Below are 18841 nucleotides of genomic sequence, written 5' to 3' on the forward strand. Positions count from 1 at the left end.
GGCCGGGGCGGGAAAAAGGCGTGCGGTCCGCAGCCGTGGATAGGGTCCTTCCATGGGCAGCCACCAGGACTCCACGGACCCCACGGACGACCTCCTGCGCACGCCGGTGACCCAGGCCGGCCGCGACGGGCTCGCCGCGCTGCTCGCGCGGCCCGGCAAGACGGTCGTCGCGCTCGACTTCGACGGGACGCTCGCGCCGATCGTGGCCGACCCGGAACAGGCCCGGGCCCACCCCGACGCCGTGTCCGCGCTCGCCGCCCTCGCCCCGAAGCTCGCCTCCGTCGCCGTCGTCACCGGCCGCCCCGCCGGAGTCGCCGTCCGCCTCGGCGGCTTCGCGGGCGTCCCCGGCCTCGAACACCTCGTCGTCCTCGGCCACTACGGCGCCGAGCGCTGGGACGCCGTCACCGGCGAGGTCACCGCCCCCGCCCCGCACCCCGGCGTCGCCGCCGTCCGCGCCGAACTCCCCGGCTTCCTCGACGGCATCGGCGCCTGGCACGGCACCTGGATCGAGGAGAAGGGACGGGCCGTCGCCGTCCACACCCGCCGCGCCGAGGACCCCCAGGCCGCCTTCGACGCCCTGCGCGCCCCGCTCACCGGCCTCGCCGACCGCCACGGCCTGATCGTCGAACCCGGCCGGCTCGTCCTCGAACTCCGCCCGCCGGGCGTCGACAAGGGCCGGGCCCTGACGGAGTACGTCCGTGAGCTGGGCGCCGAGGCCGTGCTCTACGCCGGCGACGACCTCGGAGACCTCCCCGCCTTCGCCGCCGTGGACAAGCTCCGCTCCGACGGTGTGCCGGGGCTGCTGGTGTGCAGTGCCGGCAGCGAGGAGGTGGCCGAGCTGAGGGAACGGGCCGACCTGGTGGTGGACGGCCCGGCGGGGCTGGTGGCGCTGCTGACGCGCCTGGCGGAGCAGCTGCCTCCCGGCCCCGGGACTCAGCCGCGCAACGCCGCCAGCTGATCCAGGAACCACTGCGCGGGCGGCAACGCCGTGGCCGCGGCGGCCAGCCGCTTCGTGCGCTCCGTCCGCTCCCCGGGTCCCATCGTCAGCGCCTCGTGCAGGGCGTCGGCGGTGCCGATCACGTCGTACGGGTTGACCACGATCGCGTCCTCGCCGAGCTCCTCGTACGCCCCCGCCTCCCGCGACAGCACCAGCGCGCACCCCTCGTCGGAGACGACCGGCACCTCCTTGGCGACCAGGTTCATACCGTCGCGGATGGGGTTGACCAGCGCCACGTCGGCGAGCCGGTACGCGGCGAGGGAGCGGGCGAAGTCGTCCTTGACGTGCAGCACCACCGGGGTCCAACCGGGCTTTCCGTACGCCGAGTTGATGTCCTCCGCCAGGCGCTGCACCTCGGCCGTGTAGTCCCGGTAGACCGCGAGGTCCTGCCGGGAGGGGTAGGCGAACGCCACGTGCACGACCCGCTCCCGCCACTCGGGGCGGGTCGCCAGCAGATGCTCGTACGCGTGCAGACCGCGCACGATGTTCTTCGACAGTTCGGTGCGGTCGACCCGGACGATCGTGCGGCGGCCCGCGCCGATCTCCGTCCGCAGGGCCGTCATCCGCTCGGCCACGTCCGCCTCGTGCGACCGCTTGCGCAGGAAGTCCGCGTCCGCGCCGAGTCCGTGCACCCCGATCCGGGTGTCCCCGAGCCCGCCGACGATCTCCGTCGCGCACGCCTCGAACGCCGACGCCCAGCGCCGGGTCAGGAATCCCAGCCGGTCGGCGCCGAGCATGCCCCGCAGCACCTGCTCGGCGATGTCGTCCGGCAGCATCCGGAAGTACTCCGGCGGCGCCCACGGGGTGTGCGAGAAGTGGCCGATCCGCAGGTCGGGGCGGAGCTCCCGGAGCATCCCCGGCACCAGGGTGAGGTGGTAGTCCTGCACCACGACCGCCGCGCCCCGCGCGGCCTCCTCCGCCAGCGCCTCGGCGAAGGCGCGGTTGTAGGTCTCGTACGACGCCCACTGCCGCCGGAACTCCGCGTCGAAGACCGGTTCCAGCGGGGTCTGGTACAGCAGGTGGTGGACGAACCACAGGACCGAGTTGGCGATGCCGTTGTACGCGTCCGCGTGCACGTCGGCCGGGATGTCGAGCATCCGTACGCCGGCCTCGCCCACTCCGCGCCGTACCGCCTCGCGGTCGCCGTCGCCCAGCGCCGAGCAGACCCACAGGGCGTCCGCGTCGGAGCCGATCGCCGACAGCCCCGAGACCAGCCCACCACCACCGCGCCGGGCGGACAGCGAGCCGTCCGCGCGGACCTCGTACGAGACCGGGCCACGGTTGGAGGCCACCAGTACCTGAGCAGCACCGAACGTTGAAGCCATACGGATCAACCTAGCCCGGTCACGGAACACTCAAACGTGCGTCCGGTCCGGTGCGGTCCTCCGGCCCGCAAGGCTCAGGCGACCTTGCGGGTCGCGTACTCCGCGATCTCCGCCATCGGCGGGCGTTCCTCCGTGTCCACCGAGTAGGTGCGGGGCTCGAAGCCGGTCTCGCCGCGTTCGAACTGGGTGAGGGAGGGACGGACGAGGTGGCCGCGGGCCAGCCGGAGCTGGGCCGTGCGGTAGATCGCCGCGGACATCCGGCCGAGTGCCTGGCCGTCCTGGTGTCGGTGCTTGCGGACGCCGACGTCGACCTGGGCGAGCGCGTCGAGGCCGACCAGGTGCAGCGCGTCGACCAGCATGCCGAGCTCGACGCCGTAGCCGACGGGGAACGGCAGCTGTTCGAGCAGGGACCTGCGGGCCGCGTACTCGCCGCCCAGCGGCTGGACGAAACCGGCCAGCTGCGGCCAGTGCATGTTCAGCAGCGGGCGGGCCATCAGCTCGGTCACCCGGCCGCCCTGGCCCGCCGCGCCGCCGAGCGGGCGGTCGTACATGGCCTTGACCAGGTCGACCCCGGGTTCGGTGAGCAGCGGGCCGACGATCCCGGCGACGAAGTCGGAGGAGAACTCCTTCAGGTCGGCGTCGATGAAGCAGACGATGTCGCCGCTGGTCACCAGCAGCGAACGCCACAGCACCTCGCCCTTGCCGGGCACGGTGGGCAGGCGGGGCAGGATCGCGTCGCGGTGCACGACCATGGCGCCGGCCGCGGCCGCCACCTGTGCCGTACGGTCGCTCGAGCCCGAGTCGACGACGACGATCTCGTCGACCAGCGGGACCTGCTGCATGAGGTCGTGACGGATGATCGCGACGATGTCGCCGACCGTCTCCTCCTCGTTCAGCGCGGGCAGCACGACACTGACCGACTGACCCGTGCGCTGCTTGGCGGCCAGGATCTGGTGGAGCGGCCGGTCGGTCACGGACCAGGAGCGGGTGGTCAGCCAGCGCTCGACTTCTTCCAGCACGTGGGCGACTCCTCTACTTGTGATCCACTACTTGTGATCCATCTCGCGGTTCGGACGACTATCTCAACTGTCCAGGTCGTCGGTTACAGTCTTGAACAACGCGGATGACCATCGCATGTCCTGGATCATCCGACGTCCACAACTTCATACCGCTCATCCAGAGGGGCAGAGGGATACGGCCCGATGAAGCCCCGGCAACCCTCCAGTCGGTACTCGCGTACGTGAGGCTCCCGACTCGGGAAGGTGCCAAATCCGTCTCACGGCGAGATGCGTCGTGAGGAAGATGAGGAGAAAGGGCCTCGCCTCTCATGGCTGCGCAGACTGTTGCAAGCACCACCGGAACCCCCGTCGACCTCGGCCCCGCCGCCGCGCTCAGCTGCCGCGAATGCGGTCACCGGGTGCCTCTCGGCCCGGTCTTCGCCTGCGAGGAGTGTTTCGGCCCGCTCGAGATCGCGTACGACTTCTCCGCCTACGACGCCGAGGAGCTCCGCAAGCGGATCGAGGCGGGACCCGCGAACATCTGGCGCTACGCGCCGCTGCTGCCCGTCCCCGCGGACGTGGCCGACAAGCCCAACATCAACCCCGGCTGGACCAAGCTGGTCAAGGCCGACAACCTCGCCCGTGAGCTGGGTGTCGAGGCCGGCAAGCTGTTCGTGAAGGACGACTCCGGCAACCCGACCCACTCCTTCAAGGACCGGGTCGTCGCCCAGGCCATCGAGGCCGCCCGGGTCTTCGGCTTCACCACCCTCTCCTGCTCCTCCACCGGCAACCTCGCCGGTGCCGTCGGCGCCGCCGCCGCCCGCGCCGGCTTCCGCTCCTGTGTGTTCATCCCGCACGACCTGGAGCAGGGCAAGGTCGTCATGGCCGCCGTCTACGGGGGTGAGCTCGTCGGCATCGAGGGCAACTACGACGACGTGAACCGCTTCTGCTCCGAGCTGATCGGCGACCCGGCCGGCGAGGGCTGGGGCTTCGTCAACGTCAATCTGCGGCCGTACTACGCGGAGGGCTCCAAGACCCTCGCGTACGAGATCTGCGAGCAGCTCGGCTGGCGGCTCCCCGACCAGCTGGTCGTGCCGATCGCCTCCGGCTCCCAGCTGACGAAGATCGACAAGGGGCTCCAGGAGCTGATCAAGCTCGGGCTCGTCGAGGACAAGCCGTACAAGATCTTCGGGGCGCAGGCCGAGGGATGCTCGCCGGTGTCGGTCGCCTACAAGGCGGGCCACGACGTCGTCCGCCCCCAGAAGCCGAACACCATCGCCAAGTCCCTCGCCATCGGCAACCCGGCCGACGGCCCCTACGTCCTGGACATCGCGCGCCGCACCGGCGGTGCGGTGGAGGACGTGAACGACGAGCAGATCGTCGACGCGATCAAGCTGCTGGCCCGCACGGAGGGCATCTTCGCCGAGACGGCCGGTGGTGTGACCGTCGGCGTGACCCGCAAGCTGATCGAGAACGGTCTCCTCGACCCGACGAAGACCACCGTCGTGCTGAACACCGGCGACGGCCTCAAGACGTTGGATGCGGTGGCCGGGACGGGGCTGACCGCGACGATTCGCCCCAACCTTGATTCGTTCCGCGAGGCTGGGCTCGCTTAGTCGTTGTTCGTCTGCGGCCGGTGGGGGCTGGTCGCGCAGTTCCCCGCGCCCCTGGGTGCGTCATCCTGACCGGAGGTTTCAACGTGAGTGTCAATGTCCGCATCCCCACCATCCTGCGCACCTACACCGGCGGTGCCGCCGAGGTGACCGCCGAGGGTGCCACCCTCGCCGATGTCATCGCCGACCTGGAGAAGAACCACACGGGCATCGCCGCCCGGGTGCTCGACGACCAGGGCAAGCTGCGCCGGTTCGTCAACGTGTACGTCAACGACGACGACGTCCGCTTCGAGCAGGGCCTGGAGACCGCCACCCCGGACGGCGCCGGCGTCTCGATCATCCCGGCCGTCGCCGGTGGCTGAGTCAAGCTGACCGAATGACTGATCATTACCGTCGGTAAGGCCGATTACCGAGAGTTCAACGAATTGCCCCCTCCGTGAGAGAAACGGAGGGGGCAATTCTCTATGGTTGAGCGCGGTACAGTTGGGGAAGCTGCTGCGCCTTCCATGCCACACGCATATGAGTACCTGCTCCACTTGCGACGAGAAGCAGCCAAAGTGTGCGGTTCTTTTGTGAGTCTTGTGCCTTTTATGGGGCCCGACTTGCCCCGAATTCGGGCGAATTCTCGCTACATTCCGGACCCCGCACGTCCAGAATTCTCGTCCGATTGACCTGTTGCAGACGGCAGTTGGACAGATACATTCAGCCGCGGTCGACGCGTTCCGGCGCACGCCCCCAATCCGTGGGGGGTGAGGTCTGACCCGGATCCGCGAAGTGTGGATCTGTGCAAGGGCCAGTAATAGGGGAGTTAGGCATGGCTCAGGGCACCGTCAAGTGGTTCAACGCGGAGAAGGGGTACGGCTTCATCGCGGTCGACGGTGGTGCGGATGTTTTCGTCCACTACAGCGCGATCCAGATGGACGGGTACCGCACCCTGGAAGAGGGTCAGCGGGTCGATTTCGAGATCTCGCAGGGCCAGAAGGGGCCGCAGGCGGACATGGTCCGACTGGCGACCGGCTGAAGCACGCGCCGACTGACTAGCAGCGACGTTCTTCTTTGAAGGGCCCGCACCTCATGGGGAGTCATGGGTGCGGGCCCTTCGACGTGCCCGGGGCCCCGCACCGCCTGCCCGGACCCCCTGCGGTGACTGCCCGATCCCCGGGAGGCGCTTGCACTCGACCATGCCGAGTGCTAATCATTGGCGTTAGCACTCTGAAGGTGAGAGTGACAAAGAAGGACCGGGTCGGTGAGGCCCGCAGGCCAGGTGGGGCAAGGAACCACGAGGTGTGCGAGCCGTCCGTCGCGGGCGCGGGCGCGGTCCGAAGGAATCACCCCCAGTCCTGGAGGGACCACTTCACATGGCCAAGATCATCGCGTTCGACGAGGAGGCGCGGCGCGGCCTCGAGCGCGGCATGAACCAGCTCGCGGACGCCGTCAAGGTGACGCTCGGCCCCAAGGGTCGCAACGTCGTCCTCGAGAAGAAGTGGGGCGCCCCCACGATCACCAACGATGGTGTCTCCATCGCCAAGGAGATCGAGCTCGAGGACCCGTACGAGAAGATCGGCGCCGAGCTGGTCAAGGAAGTCGCGAAGAAGACCGACGACGTAGCCGGTGACGGCACGACGACCGCGACCGTCCTGGCCCAGGCCCTGGTGCGCGAGGGTCTGCGCAACGTGGCCGCCGGTGCCAACCCGATGGCCCTCAAGCGCGGTATCGAGAAGGCCGTCGAGGCCGTCTCCGGTGCCCTCCTCGAGCAGGCGAAGGATGTCGAGACCAAGGAGCAGATCGCTTCGACGGCCTCCATCTCCGCCGCCGACACCCAGATCGGCGAGCTCATCGCCGAGGCGATGGACAAGGTCGGCAAGGAAGGCGTCATCACCGTCGAGGAGTCCCAGACCTTCGGTCTGGAGCTGGAGCTGACGGAGGGTATGCGCTTCGACAAGGGCTACATCTCCGCCTACTTCGCCACCGACATGGAGCGTATGGAGGCGTCGCTCGACGACCCGTACATCCTGATCGCCAACTCCAAGATCGGCTCCGTCAAGGACCTGCTCCCGCTCCTGGAGAAGGTCATGCAGTCGGGCAAGCCGCTGCTGATCATCGCCGAGGACGTCGAGGGCGAGGCCCTGTCGACCCTGGTCGTCAACAAGATCCGCGGCACCTTCAAGTCCGTCGCCGTCAAGGCCCCGGGCTTCGGTGACCGCCGCAAGGCCATGCTCGGCGACATCGCCATCCTCACGGGCGGCGAGGTCATCTCCGAGGAGGTCGGCCTCAAGCTGGAGAACGCGACCCTGGACCTCCTGGGCCGCGCCCGCAAGGTCGTCATCACCAAGGACGAGACCACCATCGTCGACGGTGCCGGCTCCGCCGACCAGGTCGCCGGCCGGGTCAACCAGATCCGCGCCGAGATCGAGAACAGCGACTCGGACTACGACCGCGAGAAGCTCCAGGAGCGCCTGGCCAAGCTCGCCGGTGGCGTCGCCGTCATCAAGGCCGGTGCCGCGACCGAGGTCGAGCTCAAGGAGCGCAAGCACCGCATCGAGGACGCCGTGCGCAACGCCAAGGCGGCCGTCGAGGAGGGCATCGTCGCCGGTGGTGGCGTGGCCCTGCTCCAGGCCTCCGGTGTCTTCGAGAAGCTGGAGCTGGAGGGTGACGAGGCGACCGGCGCTGCCGCCGTCAAGCTCGCCCTTGAGGCCCCGCTGAAGCAGATCGCCGTCAACGCCGGTCTTGAGGGCGGCGTCGTGGTGGAGAAGGTCCGCAACCTCACCCCGGGTCACGGCCTCAACGCCGCGACCGGTGAGTACGTCGACCTGGTCAAGGAAGGCATCATCGACCCGGCGAAGGTCACGCGCTCCGCTCTGCAGAACGCCGCCTCCATCGCCGCGCTCTTCCTCACCACCGAGGCCGTCATCGCCGACAAGCCGGAGAAGGCCGCCGCGCCCGCCGGTGGCGGTATGCCGGGCGGTGACATGGACTTCTGATCCCTCGCGGATCGGTCTCGTCCTTGCCGAGGGCGGCATTCCCTGTTCCGACAGGGGGTGCCGCCCTCGGGCGTTTCCCCGAGGTGGGCGGGATCACAGGGGCCGGGGGAAGGGGAGGGGTGTACTGAGCGGTTGCTTACTGCGTACTGTCCATGCGTATGCACATACCCGCCGGTACCCACCGCTCGTACCACCGCTAGGAGCCCCGCGTGACCGCCACCCCCTCCCGTGCCGCCGAGATCCTCTCCCGGCCGATCACGATCAACGGCCTGACCGTCCCGAACCGCATCGTGATGGCGCCGATGACCCGGATGTTCTCCCCGGGCGGCATCCCGGGCGCGGACGTGGCGTCGTACTACGCGCGGCGCGCGGCGGCGGGCGTGGGCCTGGTCGTCACCGAGGGGACGTTCGTCGGCCATGACTCGGCCGGGTACAGCGGCCGCGTCCCGCGCTTCCACGGCGAGGAGCAGCTCGCGGGCTGGCAGCGGGTCGCCGCGGACGTGCACGCGGCGGGCGGCACGATCGTCCCGCAGCTGTGGCACATCGGCATGGTCCGCAAGGAGGGCCAGAACCCCTTCCCCGAGGCGCCCGCGGTCGGCCCCTCCGGCATCCGCGTCGGTGCGAGCGAGTCCACCGGTACGACGATGACCCAGCGCGACATCGACGACGTCATCGGCGCCTTCGCCGAGGCCGCGGCCGCCGCGGAGCGCATCGGCATGGACGGCGTGGAGATCCACGGCGCGCACGGCTACCTGGTCGACCAGTTCCTGTGGGCCGGCACGAACCGCCGCACGGACGGCTACGGCGGTGACGCGGTCGCCCGTACCAGGTTCGCCGCCGAGATCGTCGCCGCCATCCGCGAGACCGTCTCGGCCGACTTCCCGGTCATCTTCCGCTACTCGCAGTGGAAGCAGGAGGCCTATGACGCCCGGCTCGCCCAGACCCCGGAGGAGCTGGAGGCCATCCTGAGCCCGCTCGCCGCCGCCGGCGTCGACGCCTTCCACGCCTCCACGCGCCGCTTCTGGCTCCCCGAGTTCGACGGCGCCGACCTCAACCTGGCCGGCTGGACCAAGAAGCTCACCGGCAAGCCCACCATCACCGTCGGCTCGGTCGGCCTCGACGGCGACTTCCTCGGCGCGTTCGTGGGTGAGGGCTCCCCGCTCAAGGGGCTCGACGAGCTCCTCGACCGCATGGAGCGCGACGAGTTCGACCTCGTGGCCGTCGGGCGCGCGCTGCTCCAGGACCCGCAGTGGGCGGCGAAGGTCCTCGCGGACCGCTTCGAGGAGCTCAAGCCGTACGACGCGGCGGCGCTCCAGTCCCTGAGCTGACCTCGGTCGCTGGTCACCTTCCCCCTCAGGCGAAGGTGACCAGCAACGCGCCCGCCAGGATCTGCGGCAGCAGTGCCACGATCCCGAAGAGCAGGGCGGTGTTCCGTGCGATGTCGGCCGCCGCACCGCCCCGCCTCGCTCCGCCCCAGGTCAGGGCGACGGCCAGCGGCGGCAGCAGGGTCACAGGGCGCAGCCCGCCCGGTACGCCATCCCCGAGTGAGCGGAGCCCGTGGTCAGCAGGGACCAGATGACGACCTGGTCGAGGAGGACCAGGGCCACCAGGCCGGCCCGGACGCCCCGCGCCTGCCTGCCCTCGGGCCGGCCGAGGTGCGCGGCGGCGTAGATCGCGGAGTGCACCAGGGTCACCAGGGCGCAGAAGACGGCCGTGGTCAGGGCCCAGTCGCCCAGGGTGGCCAGGAGGGTCCCGGACCACAGGTTCGCCGCCGTGCTCGTCACGAGGTCGACGGCGCTGATGCCGAGGACGACCAGGAGCGAGACGCGGAGCTGCTTGATCAGGCCGTTCATGTCGGTGATGAAATACCGGCAATCTGTGAAGGGCCAGGGTGGTCGTCGCTATCGTCCGGGAGATGAGGATTCTTCAGCTCTCGGACACGCACCTGGAGCGCATCGACGCCGTCAACCGGCACGGCGTCAACGCGCATGACTCCCTGCGGCTCCTCCTCGACGAACTCCGGCATCTGCGGGGCATCGACGCCGTCGTCGTCACCGGCGACCTCGCCGACGACGGGTCCCCGGAGGCGTACACGGCCGTGGATGCGCTGGTGGGCGGGTTCGCGCGGGACGTACTGGGCGGGGTGCCCGTGTTCTGGACGACCGGGAACCACGACGAGCGCGAGGCCTTCGGCAAGGTGCTCGGCAGCGGGCATGCCGAGCCCGAGTCGGTGCTGGCGTCAAAGGCCGGTGAGCGGGCCGCGGTGAGCACCGTCGGCGGATGGCGGTTCGTCACGCTGGACTCGCTGGTGCCCGGGAAGGTGCACGGGGACCTCTCCGCCGGACAGCTCGCCTGGCTGCGCGAGGTGCTGAGCACTCCGGCCGAGCACGGCACCGTCCTCGCGTTCCATCATCCGCCCATCGCCCTCGACAACCCCCTCCAGCAGGTCTTCGGGCTGCGCAACCCCGCCGACCTCGCCGACGTGCTGCGCGGCGGCGACGTCCGGGCCGTCCTCACCGGGCACTTCCATCTTCAGCTCTTCGGGTTCCTGGAGTCGGTGCCGGTGTGGGTGACGCCCGGCGTGGTCAACCGCATCGACCTCACGGCGGCGCCGGGGACCGAGCGGGCCGTGCGCGGGGCCTCGGCCTCGCTCATCGTCCTCGGCGGCTCTTCCGGTCCGCTCTTCCACACCCTCCACGCACGTGATCCCCATGCCCACGAGACCGTCTACGAACTGGGGGAGGAGCGGGTACGGGATCTCGTCGCACGGGCATGACCTGCACCACTTGGGTAAGTCAAGCAACTGACTTAAGGTTGCCTCGGTCAAGTACTAGCCGATGGAGGCCCACCCATGTCCGACGCCCTCGCCCCTCCCGCCCCGGCGGGAGGCTCCGCACCGCCGCGGTCGAACGCCGTGGTGGCGGTGCTGGCCTTCGCCGGAATCGTGGTCTCGCTGATGCAGACCCTGGTGATCCCGATCGTCCCGGAGCTGCCCAAGCTCCTGGACGCGCCGGCCTCCGACACCGCCTGGGCCGTCACCGCCACCCTGCTCGCCGCCGCCGTGGCCACCCCCGTCGTCGGCCGCCTCGGTGACATGTTCGGCAAGCGCCGCATGCTGCTGATCAGCGGCGCCATGCTGATCATCGGCTCGGTCGTCTGCGCGCTCGCCGACTCCCTCGTACCGATGATCATCGGCCGTGCCCTCCAGGGCCTCGCCTCCGGTGTGATCCCGCTCGGCATCAGCATCATGCGCGACGAGCTGCCCGCCGAGCGGCTGGCCTCCGCCACCGCCCTGATGAGCGCCTCCCTCGGTATCGGCGGCGCCCTCGGACTGCCCGCCGCCGCGCTCATCGCCGACAACTTCAGCTGGCACGTACTGTTCTGGACCTCGGCCGCGCTCGGTGCCGTGGCCATCGGCCTGGTCACCGCCTTCGTCCCCGAGTCCCGGGTGCGCACCGGCGGCCGGTTCGACCTCGTCGGCGCCATCGGCATGGCGGCGGGGCTCATCTGCCTCCTCCTTGCCATCTCCAAGGGCGCCGACTGGGGCTGGGGCAGCGGCACGACGATCGGCCTGTTCGTCGCGGCCGTCGTGATCCTGCTGAGCTGGGGCTTCTTCGAACTGCGCACCAGTCAGCCGCTGGTGGACCTGCGCACCACCGCCCGCCGCCAGGTGCTGGTCACCAACCTCGCCTCGATCGCCGTCGGCTTCGCCATGTTCGCGATGAGCCTGGTGATCCCGCAGCTCCTCCAGCTCCCCGCCCAGACCGGCTACGGCCTCGGCAGGTCGATGCTGGCCGCCGGCCTGGTCATGGCCCCCTCCGGCCTGGTCATGATGGCCACGGCCCCCATCTCCGCCGCCGTATCCAAGGCCCGCGGCCCGAAGGTCACGCTGATGATCGGCGCGCTGATCGTCGCCGCCGGGTACGGCCTGAACATCGTCCTGATGAGCGAGGTCTGGCACTTCGTCCTCGTCTCCTGCGTCATCGGCGCCGGCATCGGCTTCACCTACGGCTCGATGCCCGCGCTCATCATGGGCGCGGTGCCCGCGTCGGAGACGGCCGCGGCGAACAGCCTCAACACCCTGATGCGGTCCATCGGCACCTCGTCGGCGAGCGCCATCGCGGGCGTCATCCTGGCCCAGCTGACCACGGACTTCGGCGGCTACGCGCTGCCCTCCGAGAACGGCTTCAAGGCCGTCCTCGCGGTCGGCGCCGGGGCGGCCCTGCTCGCCTTCGCGGTCGCGTCCTTCATCCCGCGCCAGCGGGTGGCGGGGGACGCGGTACCGGTGGCGGAGGGGCCGGTGGAGCCGGCCGAGGTCGCGGCCAAGTCGTAGCCGCCGTACGGCAGTCGGGGCCCGTGGCGGTTTGTCCGCGGCGGGCCCTTCTCCTGTGCGCTACAGGTGCGCTACAGGTTGCCCAGTGGCTCGATGTCGACCTTCACCGGGGTGCCCCACACGCGCAGCACCTCGTAGTCGGTGAACTCGTGGACCAGCCGGTACGCCATCGCCGCGCGCGGCCCTCTGCGCGCCGCGGCGAGATAGAGCTCGGCCTCGCGGCGGTCGCGGCGCGGGGTGCCGCACAGCTGCCACTCCTGGCCGGTCCACAGCTCGGGCAGCCAGCGCTGCTGCGGCTGGGGCCGGTCGTCGCGGACGCCGTAGCGGGAGGGCGCGGTGGCCGAAGGGCCGGTCTGGGCGGGGCCGTTGATGGAGGCGCGACGGGCGGCGCGGCGCCGGGTCTCGCACAGCAGGCACAGGTCGGGGGCGTTCTCGTCGACCGGGCCGTTCGGGTGCTCGGCGCACCGGGTGCTGGGCGCGGCGGTGGTGACGCTCTCGTCCAGCAGCTCCAGGGCGCGCTTGAGGTCGGCCTTGACCTCGTGGAGCTTGGCGTCGGGGGTGTCGGAGGAGAGGGCCTCGCCGTGCTCGCCGAGAAGACGGAGGGCCCGGCCTAGGGCGGTGAGCTGGGCGTGGTTCATCAGTCCGCGTAGTCCTTGGGTTTTCCGGTGTCGAGGGCGCTGCCGACCGGCGAGGGAAGCCCGACGGTCTCTCCCCAAGCGTACGAGGGCGACTGCTGGTAGCGGCCGCCCTCGGGCTCGATGGAGACGGTGAGGATGCGGTCAGCCCATGCTCTTCGCGCCGTCCAGGGACTCCCGGATGATGTCGGCGTGGCCGGCGTGCTGGGCCGTCTCGGCGACGATGTGCAGCAGTACCCTGCGGGCCGACCATCGGGCCCCGGGCTTGTTCCAGGGGGCCTCGGGCAGCGGATGGTCGGCGTTCAGGTCGGGCAGGGACGTGACGATCTCGTCGGTCCGGCGGGCCGCCGCCTCGTAGGCGGCCAGCACACCGGTCAGGGTGTCGCCGGGCAGCATCCGGAACTCGTCGGCCCGGCGGGCGAAGTCGGCCTCGGTCATGTTGCTGAAGTCGTCCGACGGCGACGGGCCGTCGAGGATGAAGCTCGCCCAGTTCCGCTCCACCGACGTGACGTGCTTGATCAGGCCGCCCAGGCACAGCGCACTGGCCGTGGTCCGCTGCCCGGCCTGCTCGTCGGTGAGGTCACGGGTGGTGAAGCGCAGGAAGTGCCGTTGATGGGCCAGCGCTTCCAGCAGGTCGGTGCGCTCGGTGGCAGTGTCATGCGTGGTCTCGGTCATGGGGCCACGGTAGGAGCGATATAGGTCAGATCCTGACCTGTGAAGGGACCGGGCAGCGGCTGGCTGAGAAGTGGCTGAGAACCGTCGAACCTTCGGCAATATTGCTGACAATTTTGTGAACGAGTGCTGGACTTGGGGCCGTTGTCGTTCGCGACGAGCCGCGAGGTCAGGAGACGGGCGTGAAGAGAAGGACATTGGTCAAGGGACTCGGAGCCGCATCCGCCGTACCGGCGGTCGGGTTGACGGCCGGCAGCGCACAAGCCGCGAGCCGCAGACCCGCCGACGGCCCGCTTCTCTTCGACCCGACCGACCACACCGAGCAGACCATCGGCATCACCGACACCGAGGGCGTCGTCCACGAGGTCGTCTACCGCTTCCACAAGGTCGCCTCGTACGTCGCGAAGCCGGTCGACGCGACCTACCAGTCCCTCAACATCAGCGTCCCGGTCCGTATCGACGGCGCCCCGGTGGACGCGGCCGGCGCCCCCATCCTCTTCGCCAACTCCGTCGGCGGGTACATGCCGTCCTCGGTGGCGAACAAGACCGGCATCACCGCCACCGGCATGGGCGGCGGCACCAGCCGTCAGGGCCTCGCCCTCGCCGCCGGGTACGTCGTCGTCGAGCCCGGCGCCCGCGGCCGTACCCTCGTCGACGCGAACGGCACCTACTACGGCACCGCCCCCGCCGCGATCGTCGACCTCAAGGCCGCCGTCCGCTACCTGAAGTACAACCAGGGCCGCGTACCCGGCGACGTGCAGCGCATCGCCTCCTGCGGCACCAGCGCGGGCGGCGCCCTGTCCTCGCTGCTCGGCGCGTCCGGCGACAGTCCGCTCTACGAGCCGTACCTCAGGGAGATCGGCGCGGCCGACGCCTCCGACGCGATCTTCGCGACCGGCGCCTGGTGTCCGATCACCGACCTGGAGCACGCGGACATGGCGTACGAGTGGTGCTGGGGAAGCAACCCGCTGGCCTCGGGCGCGCTCGTCGACCGGACCGTCTCCGGGGAGCTGAGCAGCGCGTACGGCCCCTATCTCGCCTCGCTCAAGCTCCGGGCCCGGGGCTTCGGCGCGCTCACCGCCCGCAACCTGGACGACTACCTGCTGAAGACGTTCATGCGGCCGTCGGCCACCAAGTACCTCGCCGCGCTGTCCGAAGCGGCCCGCGCCGCCTATCTCGCGGCCCACCCCTTCCTCACCTGGAACGGCACCGAGGCCACCTTCACCTGGGCCGACTTCCTCACCCACGTCGGCGCCCGGAAGAAGAACGCCCCCTCCTTCGACGCCTTCGACCTGTCCACCCCCGAGTGCAACCTCTACGGCACCGGCACCACCGCGGCCCGCCACTTCACCCTCTACAGCCTCCGTCACGCCGCCGGCGACAGCGCCCGCCTCGACGAGGACATCCCGGCCAAGCTGCACCTGATGAACCCGATGTACCACCTCGTCGACAAGGTCAACGCCGGCCGCTCCCGGCACTGGTGGATCCGGCTCGGCACCAAGGACACCGACACCTCGCACACGGTCGCCGGCAACCTCTCCGCCCGGCTTGCCGACCTCGGGGACGACGTCGACACGTCGTACTACTGGGACGCGGGCCATGGTGCCGACCAGGACCCCGGTGACTTCATCGAGTGGATCGCCGCGGTCTCCGGCCACCGGCACCGGTAGCAACGGCCGACGCCCCGGCCGACGGTGGCCGGGGCGCCGCAGCGGCCGGGGATCAGCCCTCGGTACAGGCGTGCGTCGGTGCGGAGGCGAGGTCGCCGAGCACGGGCGCGACCGTGTGCTCCGCCGTGCACATCACCGGAGCGGCCGACCCCCAGTGGTTCCCGGAGGCACCGGGGTCCTGATCGGCGTGCGCGGGGGCGGCGAGAGCGACGGCGGAGCCGGCCAGGGCGGCGGCCATGAGCATCTTCTTCATGAGCGGAGAACGACCGGCCGCCGCACGGGTCACCGCTGCCTCGGCAGCCCGAACGCGTACGTGGCCCCGAACCCGACCGCGTACCCCGTCAGCAGCCCGCCCGCGTAGACCGCCGCCGCCGTCCCCAGCCCGCCGTCCCCCGCGAGCAGCGGGAACAGCGCCCACCCCGACGGCCCGATCGCCGTGGCCCCCACCCGCTCGCCGAGCATCGCGAACAGCCCGACGAAGGCACCCCCGGCCGCCCCGCCCGCGCACGCCGTGAGAAACGGGCGCCCCAAGGGCAGGGACACCCCGTAGATCAGCGGCTCGCCCACGCCCAGCAGCCCGGCCGGAAGCGCCGACCTGATCGTCGTCCGCAGTCCGACGTCGTGCCGCAGCCGCAGGTACACCGCCACCGCCGCCCCGACCTGCCCCGCGCCCGCCATGGCCAGCAGGGGGAGGAGCGCGGTGGAGCCCTGTTGCTCGATGAGGGTGGTGTGGATGGGGATGAGCGCCTGGTGGAGGCCCAGCATCACCAGCGGGAGGAAGAGCCCGCCGAGGACCGCGCCCGCGAACACGCCCGTCGTCGACAGCAGCCAGTTCGCCGCCGTCCCGATCGCCGAGGAGACCGTGCCGGCGGCGTACATGAGGACGTACAGCGTCGCGAGGCCCGGGACGAGGACGGTGACCGTCGGTGTCACCAGGACGTCCAGCGCCGCCGGCACCCGCCCCCGGCACCACTTCTCGACGTACGTCCCCAGCAGCGCCGCCGCCAGCGCGCCCAGCACCCCGCCCTGTCCCGGGGCCAGCGTCACGCCGAAGGCCGTCACCTTCGCCACCCCCGGATGGACGACGACGGCCGCGACCGCCCCGCCCAGGACGGGCGTGCCGCCGAACTCCTTCGCGGTGTTGTACCCGACGAAGACCGCGAGGAGGGACATGAAGGCGGACGCGATCGCGGCCAGGGCCGGGGTGAGGGAGGGCAGCCAACCGGCGTTCACCAGCAGTCCGTTGACGCCCGCGAGGATGCCGCAGCCGATCAGCGCCGGGATGAGCGGCACGAAGACGTTCGCCACCCGGCGCAGGGTCCGCTTCAGCGGGGTCGCGTTCCGGGCCGTCCGCGTCTCCTTGCGCAGCAGGGCCTCGAAGTCGGCCGTCACCCGCGCCACGACCCCCGGCCCCAGCACGATCTGGTACGTGTCGTCCTCGACCACCCCCAGCACCCCCGGCAGCGCCCGCAGCGCCTCCCCGTCCACCAGGTCCCGGTCGGCGAGGCCCAGCCGCAGCCGGGTCATGCAGTGGGCGACGGAGGTGATGTTGGCGGGGCCGCCGACCAGAGGGAGGAGCGCCGCCGCGGTGTCGTACGAGGTGGTCATCCGCCGAGCGTGCGGGTCAGCCGCCCGCCGCCGCCAGCGCGGCACGCAGATGCCCGCCGGACTCCTCCAGAAGGCGGGTGGCGGCGGGCCCGTCCACGCCGCTGAGAAGCACCAGGATCGCGTTCTTCACCTCGCCGTCCGTCTCCGCGAGAGCCCGCTCGATCTCCTCGTCCGCCGCGCCCGTGGCGAGGGCGACGATACGGCGGGAGCGCGCCCGGAGCTTCTCGTTCGAGGCGCGCACGTCGACCATCAGGTTCCCGTACGTCTTGCCCAGCCGGATCATCGTGATCGTCGACAGCATGTTCAGGACCAGCTTCTGCGCGGTGCCCGCCTTCAGCCGTGTGGACCCGGTGACCAGCTCAGGGCCCACGACGACCTCGATGCCGTGCTCCGCGGCGGCGGCCAGCGCGCTGTGCGCGTTGCAGGACAGCCCGATCGTCAACGCGCCCTGCGCGCGGGCGTGTTCGACGGCGCCGATGGCATACGGGGTGCGGCCGGACGCGGAGACGCCGACCACCGTGTCCAGGGGCGTCAGCTTCAGCGCGTCCAGATCCGCTCGCGCCAGCTCCCTGGAGTCCTCGGCGCCCTCCACCGAGGTGACCATGGCCTCCCGTCCGCCCGCGATCAGACCGACGACCTGCGCGGGGTCGGTGTTGAAGGTCGGCGGACACTCGGAGGCGTCCAGCACGCCGAGCCGTCCGGCGGTCCCGGCACCGGCGTAGACGAGCCGACCGCCGCGGGCCATGCGTTCGGCCACGGCGTCGATGGCGGCTGCGATCTCGGGCAACCGCCGCGTGATGGCCGCCGGCACGGTGGCGTCCTCACCGTTCATGAGGCGGGCGATGTCGAGGGTGGGGAGTTGATCGATGTCGGCGAGCTCGGGCCGGAAGGCCTCGGTGGTGAGGGCTTCCAGCTCGGCACGCAGGTGACGGGGGTCGGAGGTGGAGGTCATGGGGGGGCGGCTCTTTCAAGTAACGGGTGTGGAGTCCTACCTCAGGGGCGCGGGGAACTGCGCGACAAGCCACAACGAACCCGCAGCCGCCACGCAACACTCACCCCTACGATCTTCCGCGATGCCGATGCGCCAACGCCTCGTACGACGAAGCCAGCGCCGGCGCCGCGGTCTCGTACGTCCTTTGCGCCACCCCCACGAACAGGCAGTCCACGACCAGCAACTGACTCGTCCGCGAAGACATCGCCGCCGGCCGCAACTCGCTCTCCCGGGACGTCGACGTCGTCAGCACATGGTCCGCGTACTGCGTCACCGAACTGTCCGGCCGCCCGGTGATGGCAACCGTCGTCGCCCCGCGTTCGAACGCGACCCGCAACGGCTCGATGACATCGCCCGTCGCCCCGGAGTGCGTGATCGCGATGGCGACGTCCCCCGCCCGCAACTGCACGGCGTTGGTGACGGCGAGATGCGGATCGCTGTGGGCGTGGGCTATCAGCCCTATCCGCAGCAGCTTCTGCACCAGGTCCTGAGCCACCAGCCCGGACGCCCCCACGCCGTACACATCGATACGACGCGCGGTCGCCGCCGCGGCGACGGCCGCGGCCAGCTGCACGGTGTCCAGACCGGCGGCCGTGTCGGCCAGCGTCTGCTGCTCGTCGTACGCCAGTTTCGCGACGACGTCGGCGATGGGGTCGTCCACCGCGATGTCCGTCGTGATGGCGGGCGCCCGCCCCGACTGCTGCTGGGCGGCGAGGCCCGCGAGGGCGAGCCGCAGGTCGCGGTAGCCGGGGTAGCCGAGGATGCGGGCGGTGCGCACGACCGTCGCCTCGCTCGTGCCCGTCAGCTCCGCGAGTCCGGTGACCGTCAGGGCCGCGCAGCCCGCCGGGTCACCGGCGACGGCCTCGGCGACCCGTTGCATGGAGCGGGTCATGGAAGGGCTGAGGGTGCGCACCTTCGCGGCGAGGGCGGCGGGGGCGGGCGGTGCGCCCGGGCCGCCCGAGGCGCTGCCGAAAATTTCCTTCACTTCCTGGGTCACATGTGAAAGATATTTTCGGCT

Annotated in this window: 19 protein-coding genes and 1 riboswitch; of the genes, 9 read left to right on the plus strand and 10 right to left on the minus strand. The window is 70.9% G+C overall.

What is annotated here, in order from left to right; all coding sequences use genetic code 11:
* Positions 1–52 precede the first annotated feature (52 nt).
* The gene (gene otsB, locus ACIHIX_RS33450) at positions 53–958 is read left to right on the plus strand and encodes a trehalose-phosphatase (RefSeq protein ID WP_399962808.1); all 906 of its coding nucleotides are present in this window, start codon (positions 53–55) and stop codon (positions 956–958) included.
* Here otsB and ACIHIX_RS33455 read toward each other — a convergent pair.
* Together ACIHIX_RS33455 and ACIHIX_RS33460 are read right to left on the minus strand one after the other, a co-directional pair.
* The gene (locus tag ACIHIX_RS33455) at positions 934–2322 is read right to left on the minus strand and encodes a trehalose-6-phosphate synthase (protein ID WP_399962810.1); all 1389 of its coding nucleotides are present in this window, start codon (positions 2320–2322) and stop codon (positions 934–936) included. The genes otsB and ACIHIX_RS33455 overlap by 25 nt on opposite strands.
* Before the next feature lie 74 nt (positions 2323–2396).
* Positions 2397–3341 (minus strand): glucosyl-3-phosphoglycerate synthase, encoded by a 945-nt coding sequence (locus tag ACIHIX_RS33460; protein ID WP_399962812.1) that lies wholly within the window; start codon positions 3339–3341, stop codon positions 2397–2399.
* A gap of 150 nt (positions 3342–3491) precedes the next feature.
* A riboswitch (SAM riboswitch) is annotated at positions 3492–3631 on the plus strand.
* An 18-nt stretch (positions 3632–3649) separates the two neighbouring features.
* Here ACIHIX_RS33460 and thrC point away from each other — a divergent pair.
* The 5 genes from thrC (at position 3650) to ACIHIX_RS33485 (ending at position 9242) form a co-directional block, all read left to right on the plus strand.
* Positions 3650–4936, plus strand: coding sequence for a threonine synthase (gene thrC / locus ACIHIX_RS33465; RefSeq protein WP_399962814.1), 1287 nt, complete (start codon positions 3650–3652; stop codon positions 4934–4936).
* Positions 4937–5019: 83 nt separating this feature from the next.
* Complete coding sequence (locus ACIHIX_RS33470) at positions 5020–5295, plus strand: MoaD/ThiS family protein (protein WP_387779195.1); 276 nt, start codon at positions 5020–5022, stop codon at positions 5293–5295.
* Between the two features lie 452 nt (positions 5296–5747).
* A complete protein-coding gene (locus ACIHIX_RS33475) occupies positions 5748–5954 on the plus strand; it encodes a cold-shock protein (protein WP_007493268.1) in 207 nt (68 codons plus the stop codon).
* 337 nt (positions 5955–6291) lie between these two features.
* Entirely contained in the window at positions 6292–7914 is a 1623-nt protein-coding gene (groL, locus tag ACIHIX_RS33480; RefSeq protein WP_059195844.1) for a chaperonin GroEL, read from the plus strand.
* A gap of 209 nt (positions 7915–8123) precedes the next feature.
* Positions 8124–9242 carry an NADH:flavin oxidoreductase gene (locus tag ACIHIX_RS33485; protein ID WP_399962817.1) on the plus strand — a complete coding sequence of 373 codons (1119 nt, stop codon included), beginning with the start codon at positions 8124–8126 and terminating at the stop codon, positions 9240–9242.
* A 25-nt stretch (positions 9243–9267) separates the two neighbouring features.
* Here the strand turns inward: ACIHIX_RS33485 and ACIHIX_RS33490 are convergent, their stop codons facing one another.
* The gene (locus ACIHIX_RS33490) at positions 9268–9426 is read right to left on the minus strand and encodes a hypothetical protein (RefSeq protein WP_399962819.1); all 159 of its coding nucleotides are present in this window, start codon (positions 9424–9426) and stop codon (positions 9268–9270) included.
* On the minus strand, positions 9423–9767 hold the full coding sequence (locus ACIHIX_RS33495) for a hypothetical protein (protein ID WP_399962821.1): 345 nt from the start codon (positions 9765–9767) through the stop codon (positions 9423–9425). The genes ACIHIX_RS33490 and ACIHIX_RS33495 overlap by 4 nt, the downstream gene beginning before the upstream one ends.
* A 62-nt stretch (positions 9768–9829) precedes the next feature.
* Between ACIHIX_RS33495 and ACIHIX_RS33500 the strand changes: the two genes are divergently transcribed.
* On the plus strand, positions 9830–10690 hold the full coding sequence (locus ACIHIX_RS33500; RefSeq protein ID WP_399962823.1) for a metallophosphoesterase: 861 nt from the start codon (positions 9830–9832) through the stop codon (positions 10688–10690).
* A 75-nt stretch (positions 10691–10765) separates the two neighbouring features.
* On the plus strand, positions 10766–12247 hold the full coding sequence (locus ACIHIX_RS33505; RefSeq protein ID WP_399962825.1) for an MFS transporter: 1482 nt from the start codon (positions 10766–10768) through the stop codon (positions 12245–12247).
* A gap of 71 nt (positions 12248–12318) precedes the next feature.
* Here the strand turns inward: ACIHIX_RS33505 and ACIHIX_RS33510 are convergent, their stop codons facing one another.
* Both ACIHIX_RS33510 and ACIHIX_RS33515 read right to left on the minus strand, forming a co-directional pair.
* Entirely contained in the window at positions 12319–12885 is a 567-nt protein-coding gene (locus tag ACIHIX_RS33510; RefSeq protein ID WP_399962827.1) for a hypothetical protein, read from the minus strand.
* Positions 12886–13026: 141 nt separating this feature from the next.
* On the minus strand, positions 13027–13557 hold the full coding sequence (locus ACIHIX_RS33515; RefSeq protein ID WP_399962828.1) for a DinB family protein: 531 nt from the start codon (positions 13555–13557) through the stop codon (positions 13027–13029).
* A 179-nt stretch (positions 13558–13736) separates the two neighbouring features.
* Here ACIHIX_RS33515 and ACIHIX_RS33520 point away from each other — a divergent pair, with 179 nt between their 5' ends.
* Entirely contained in the window at positions 13737–15224 is a 1488-nt protein-coding gene (locus ACIHIX_RS33520) for a subtype B tannase (protein ID WP_399962829.1), read from the plus strand.
* Between the two features lie 52 nt (positions 15225–15276).
* Here the strand turns inward: ACIHIX_RS33520 and ACIHIX_RS33525 are convergent, their stop codons facing one another.
* The 4 genes from ACIHIX_RS33525 to ACIHIX_RS33540 form a co-directional block, all read right to left on the minus strand.
* Positions 15277–15477, minus strand: coding sequence for a hypothetical protein (locus ACIHIX_RS33525; RefSeq protein ID WP_399962831.1), 201 nt, complete (start codon positions 15475–15477; stop codon positions 15277–15279).
* A 29-nt stretch (positions 15478–15506) separates the two neighbouring features.
* A complete protein-coding gene (locus ACIHIX_RS33530; RefSeq protein ID WP_399962832.1) occupies positions 15507–16832 on the minus strand; it encodes a PTS transporter subunit EIIC in 1326 nt (441 codons plus the stop codon).
* 16 nt (positions 16833–16848) lie between these two features.
* A complete protein-coding gene (gene murQ, locus ACIHIX_RS33535; protein ID WP_399962834.1) occupies positions 16849–17784 on the minus strand; it encodes an N-acetylmuramic acid 6-phosphate etherase in 936 nt (311 codons plus the stop codon).
* 106 nt (positions 17785–17890) lie between these two features.
* On the minus strand, positions 17891–18820 hold the full coding sequence (locus ACIHIX_RS33540) for a MurR/RpiR family transcriptional regulator (protein WP_399962836.1): 930 nt from the start codon (positions 18818–18820) through the stop codon (positions 17891–17893).
* Between the last annotated feature and the right edge of the window lie 21 nt (positions 18821–18841).

Source organism: Streptomyces sp. NPDC051913 (assembly GCF_044593635.1).
In the GTDB taxonomy this organism is placed as follows: Bacteria; Actinomycetota; Actinomycetes; order Streptomycetales; family Streptomycetaceae; genus Streptomyces.

Coding starts and splice junctions, on each gene's coding strand:
- otsB (WP_399962808.1), top strand. CDS start 53: ATGGGCAGCCACCAGGACTCCACGGACCCCACGGACGACCTCCTGCGC.
- ACIHIX_RS33455 (WP_399962810.1), bottom strand. CDS start 2,322: ATGGCTTCAACGTTCGGTGCTGCTCAGGTACTGGTGGCCTCCAACCGT.
- thrC (WP_399962814.1), top strand. CDS start 3,650: ATGGCTGCGCAGACTGTTGCAAGCACCACCGGAACCCCCGTCGACCTC.
- ACIHIX_RS33475 (WP_007493268.1), top strand. CDS start 5,748: ATGGCTCAGGGCACCGTCAAGTGGTTCAACGCGGAGAAGGGGTACGGC.
- groL (WP_059195844.1), top strand. CDS start 6,292: ATGGCCAAGATCATCGCGTTCGACGAGGAGGCGCGGCGCGGCCTCGAG.
- ACIHIX_RS33495 (WP_399962821.1), bottom strand. CDS start 9,767: ATGAACGGCCTGATCAAGCAGCTCCGCGTCTCGCTCCTGGTCGTCCTC.
- ACIHIX_RS33500 (WP_399962823.1), top strand. CDS start 9,830: ATGAGGATTCTTCAGCTCTCGGACACGCACCTGGAGCGCATCGACGCC.
- ACIHIX_RS33505 (WP_399962825.1), top strand. CDS start 10,766: ATGTCCGACGCCCTCGCCCCTCCCGCCCCGGCGGGAGGCTCCGCACCG.
- ACIHIX_RS33510 (WP_399962827.1), bottom strand. CDS start 12,885: ATGAACCACGCCCAGCTCACCGCCCTAGGCCGGGCCCTCCGTCTTCTC.
- ACIHIX_RS33515 (WP_399962828.1), bottom strand. CDS start 13,557: ATGACCGAGACCACGCATGACACTGCCACCGAGCGCACCGACCTGCTG.
- ACIHIX_RS33525 (WP_399962831.1), bottom strand. CDS start 15,477: ATGAAGAAGATGCTCATGGCCGCCGCCCTGGCCGGCTCCGCCGTCGCT.
- ACIHIX_RS33530 (WP_399962832.1), bottom strand. CDS start 16,832: ATGACCACCTCGTACGACACCGCGGCGGCGCTCCTCCCTCTGGTCGGC.
- murQ (WP_399962834.1), bottom strand. CDS start 17,784: ATGACCTCCACCTCCGACCCCCGTCACCTGCGTGCCGAGCTGGAAGCC.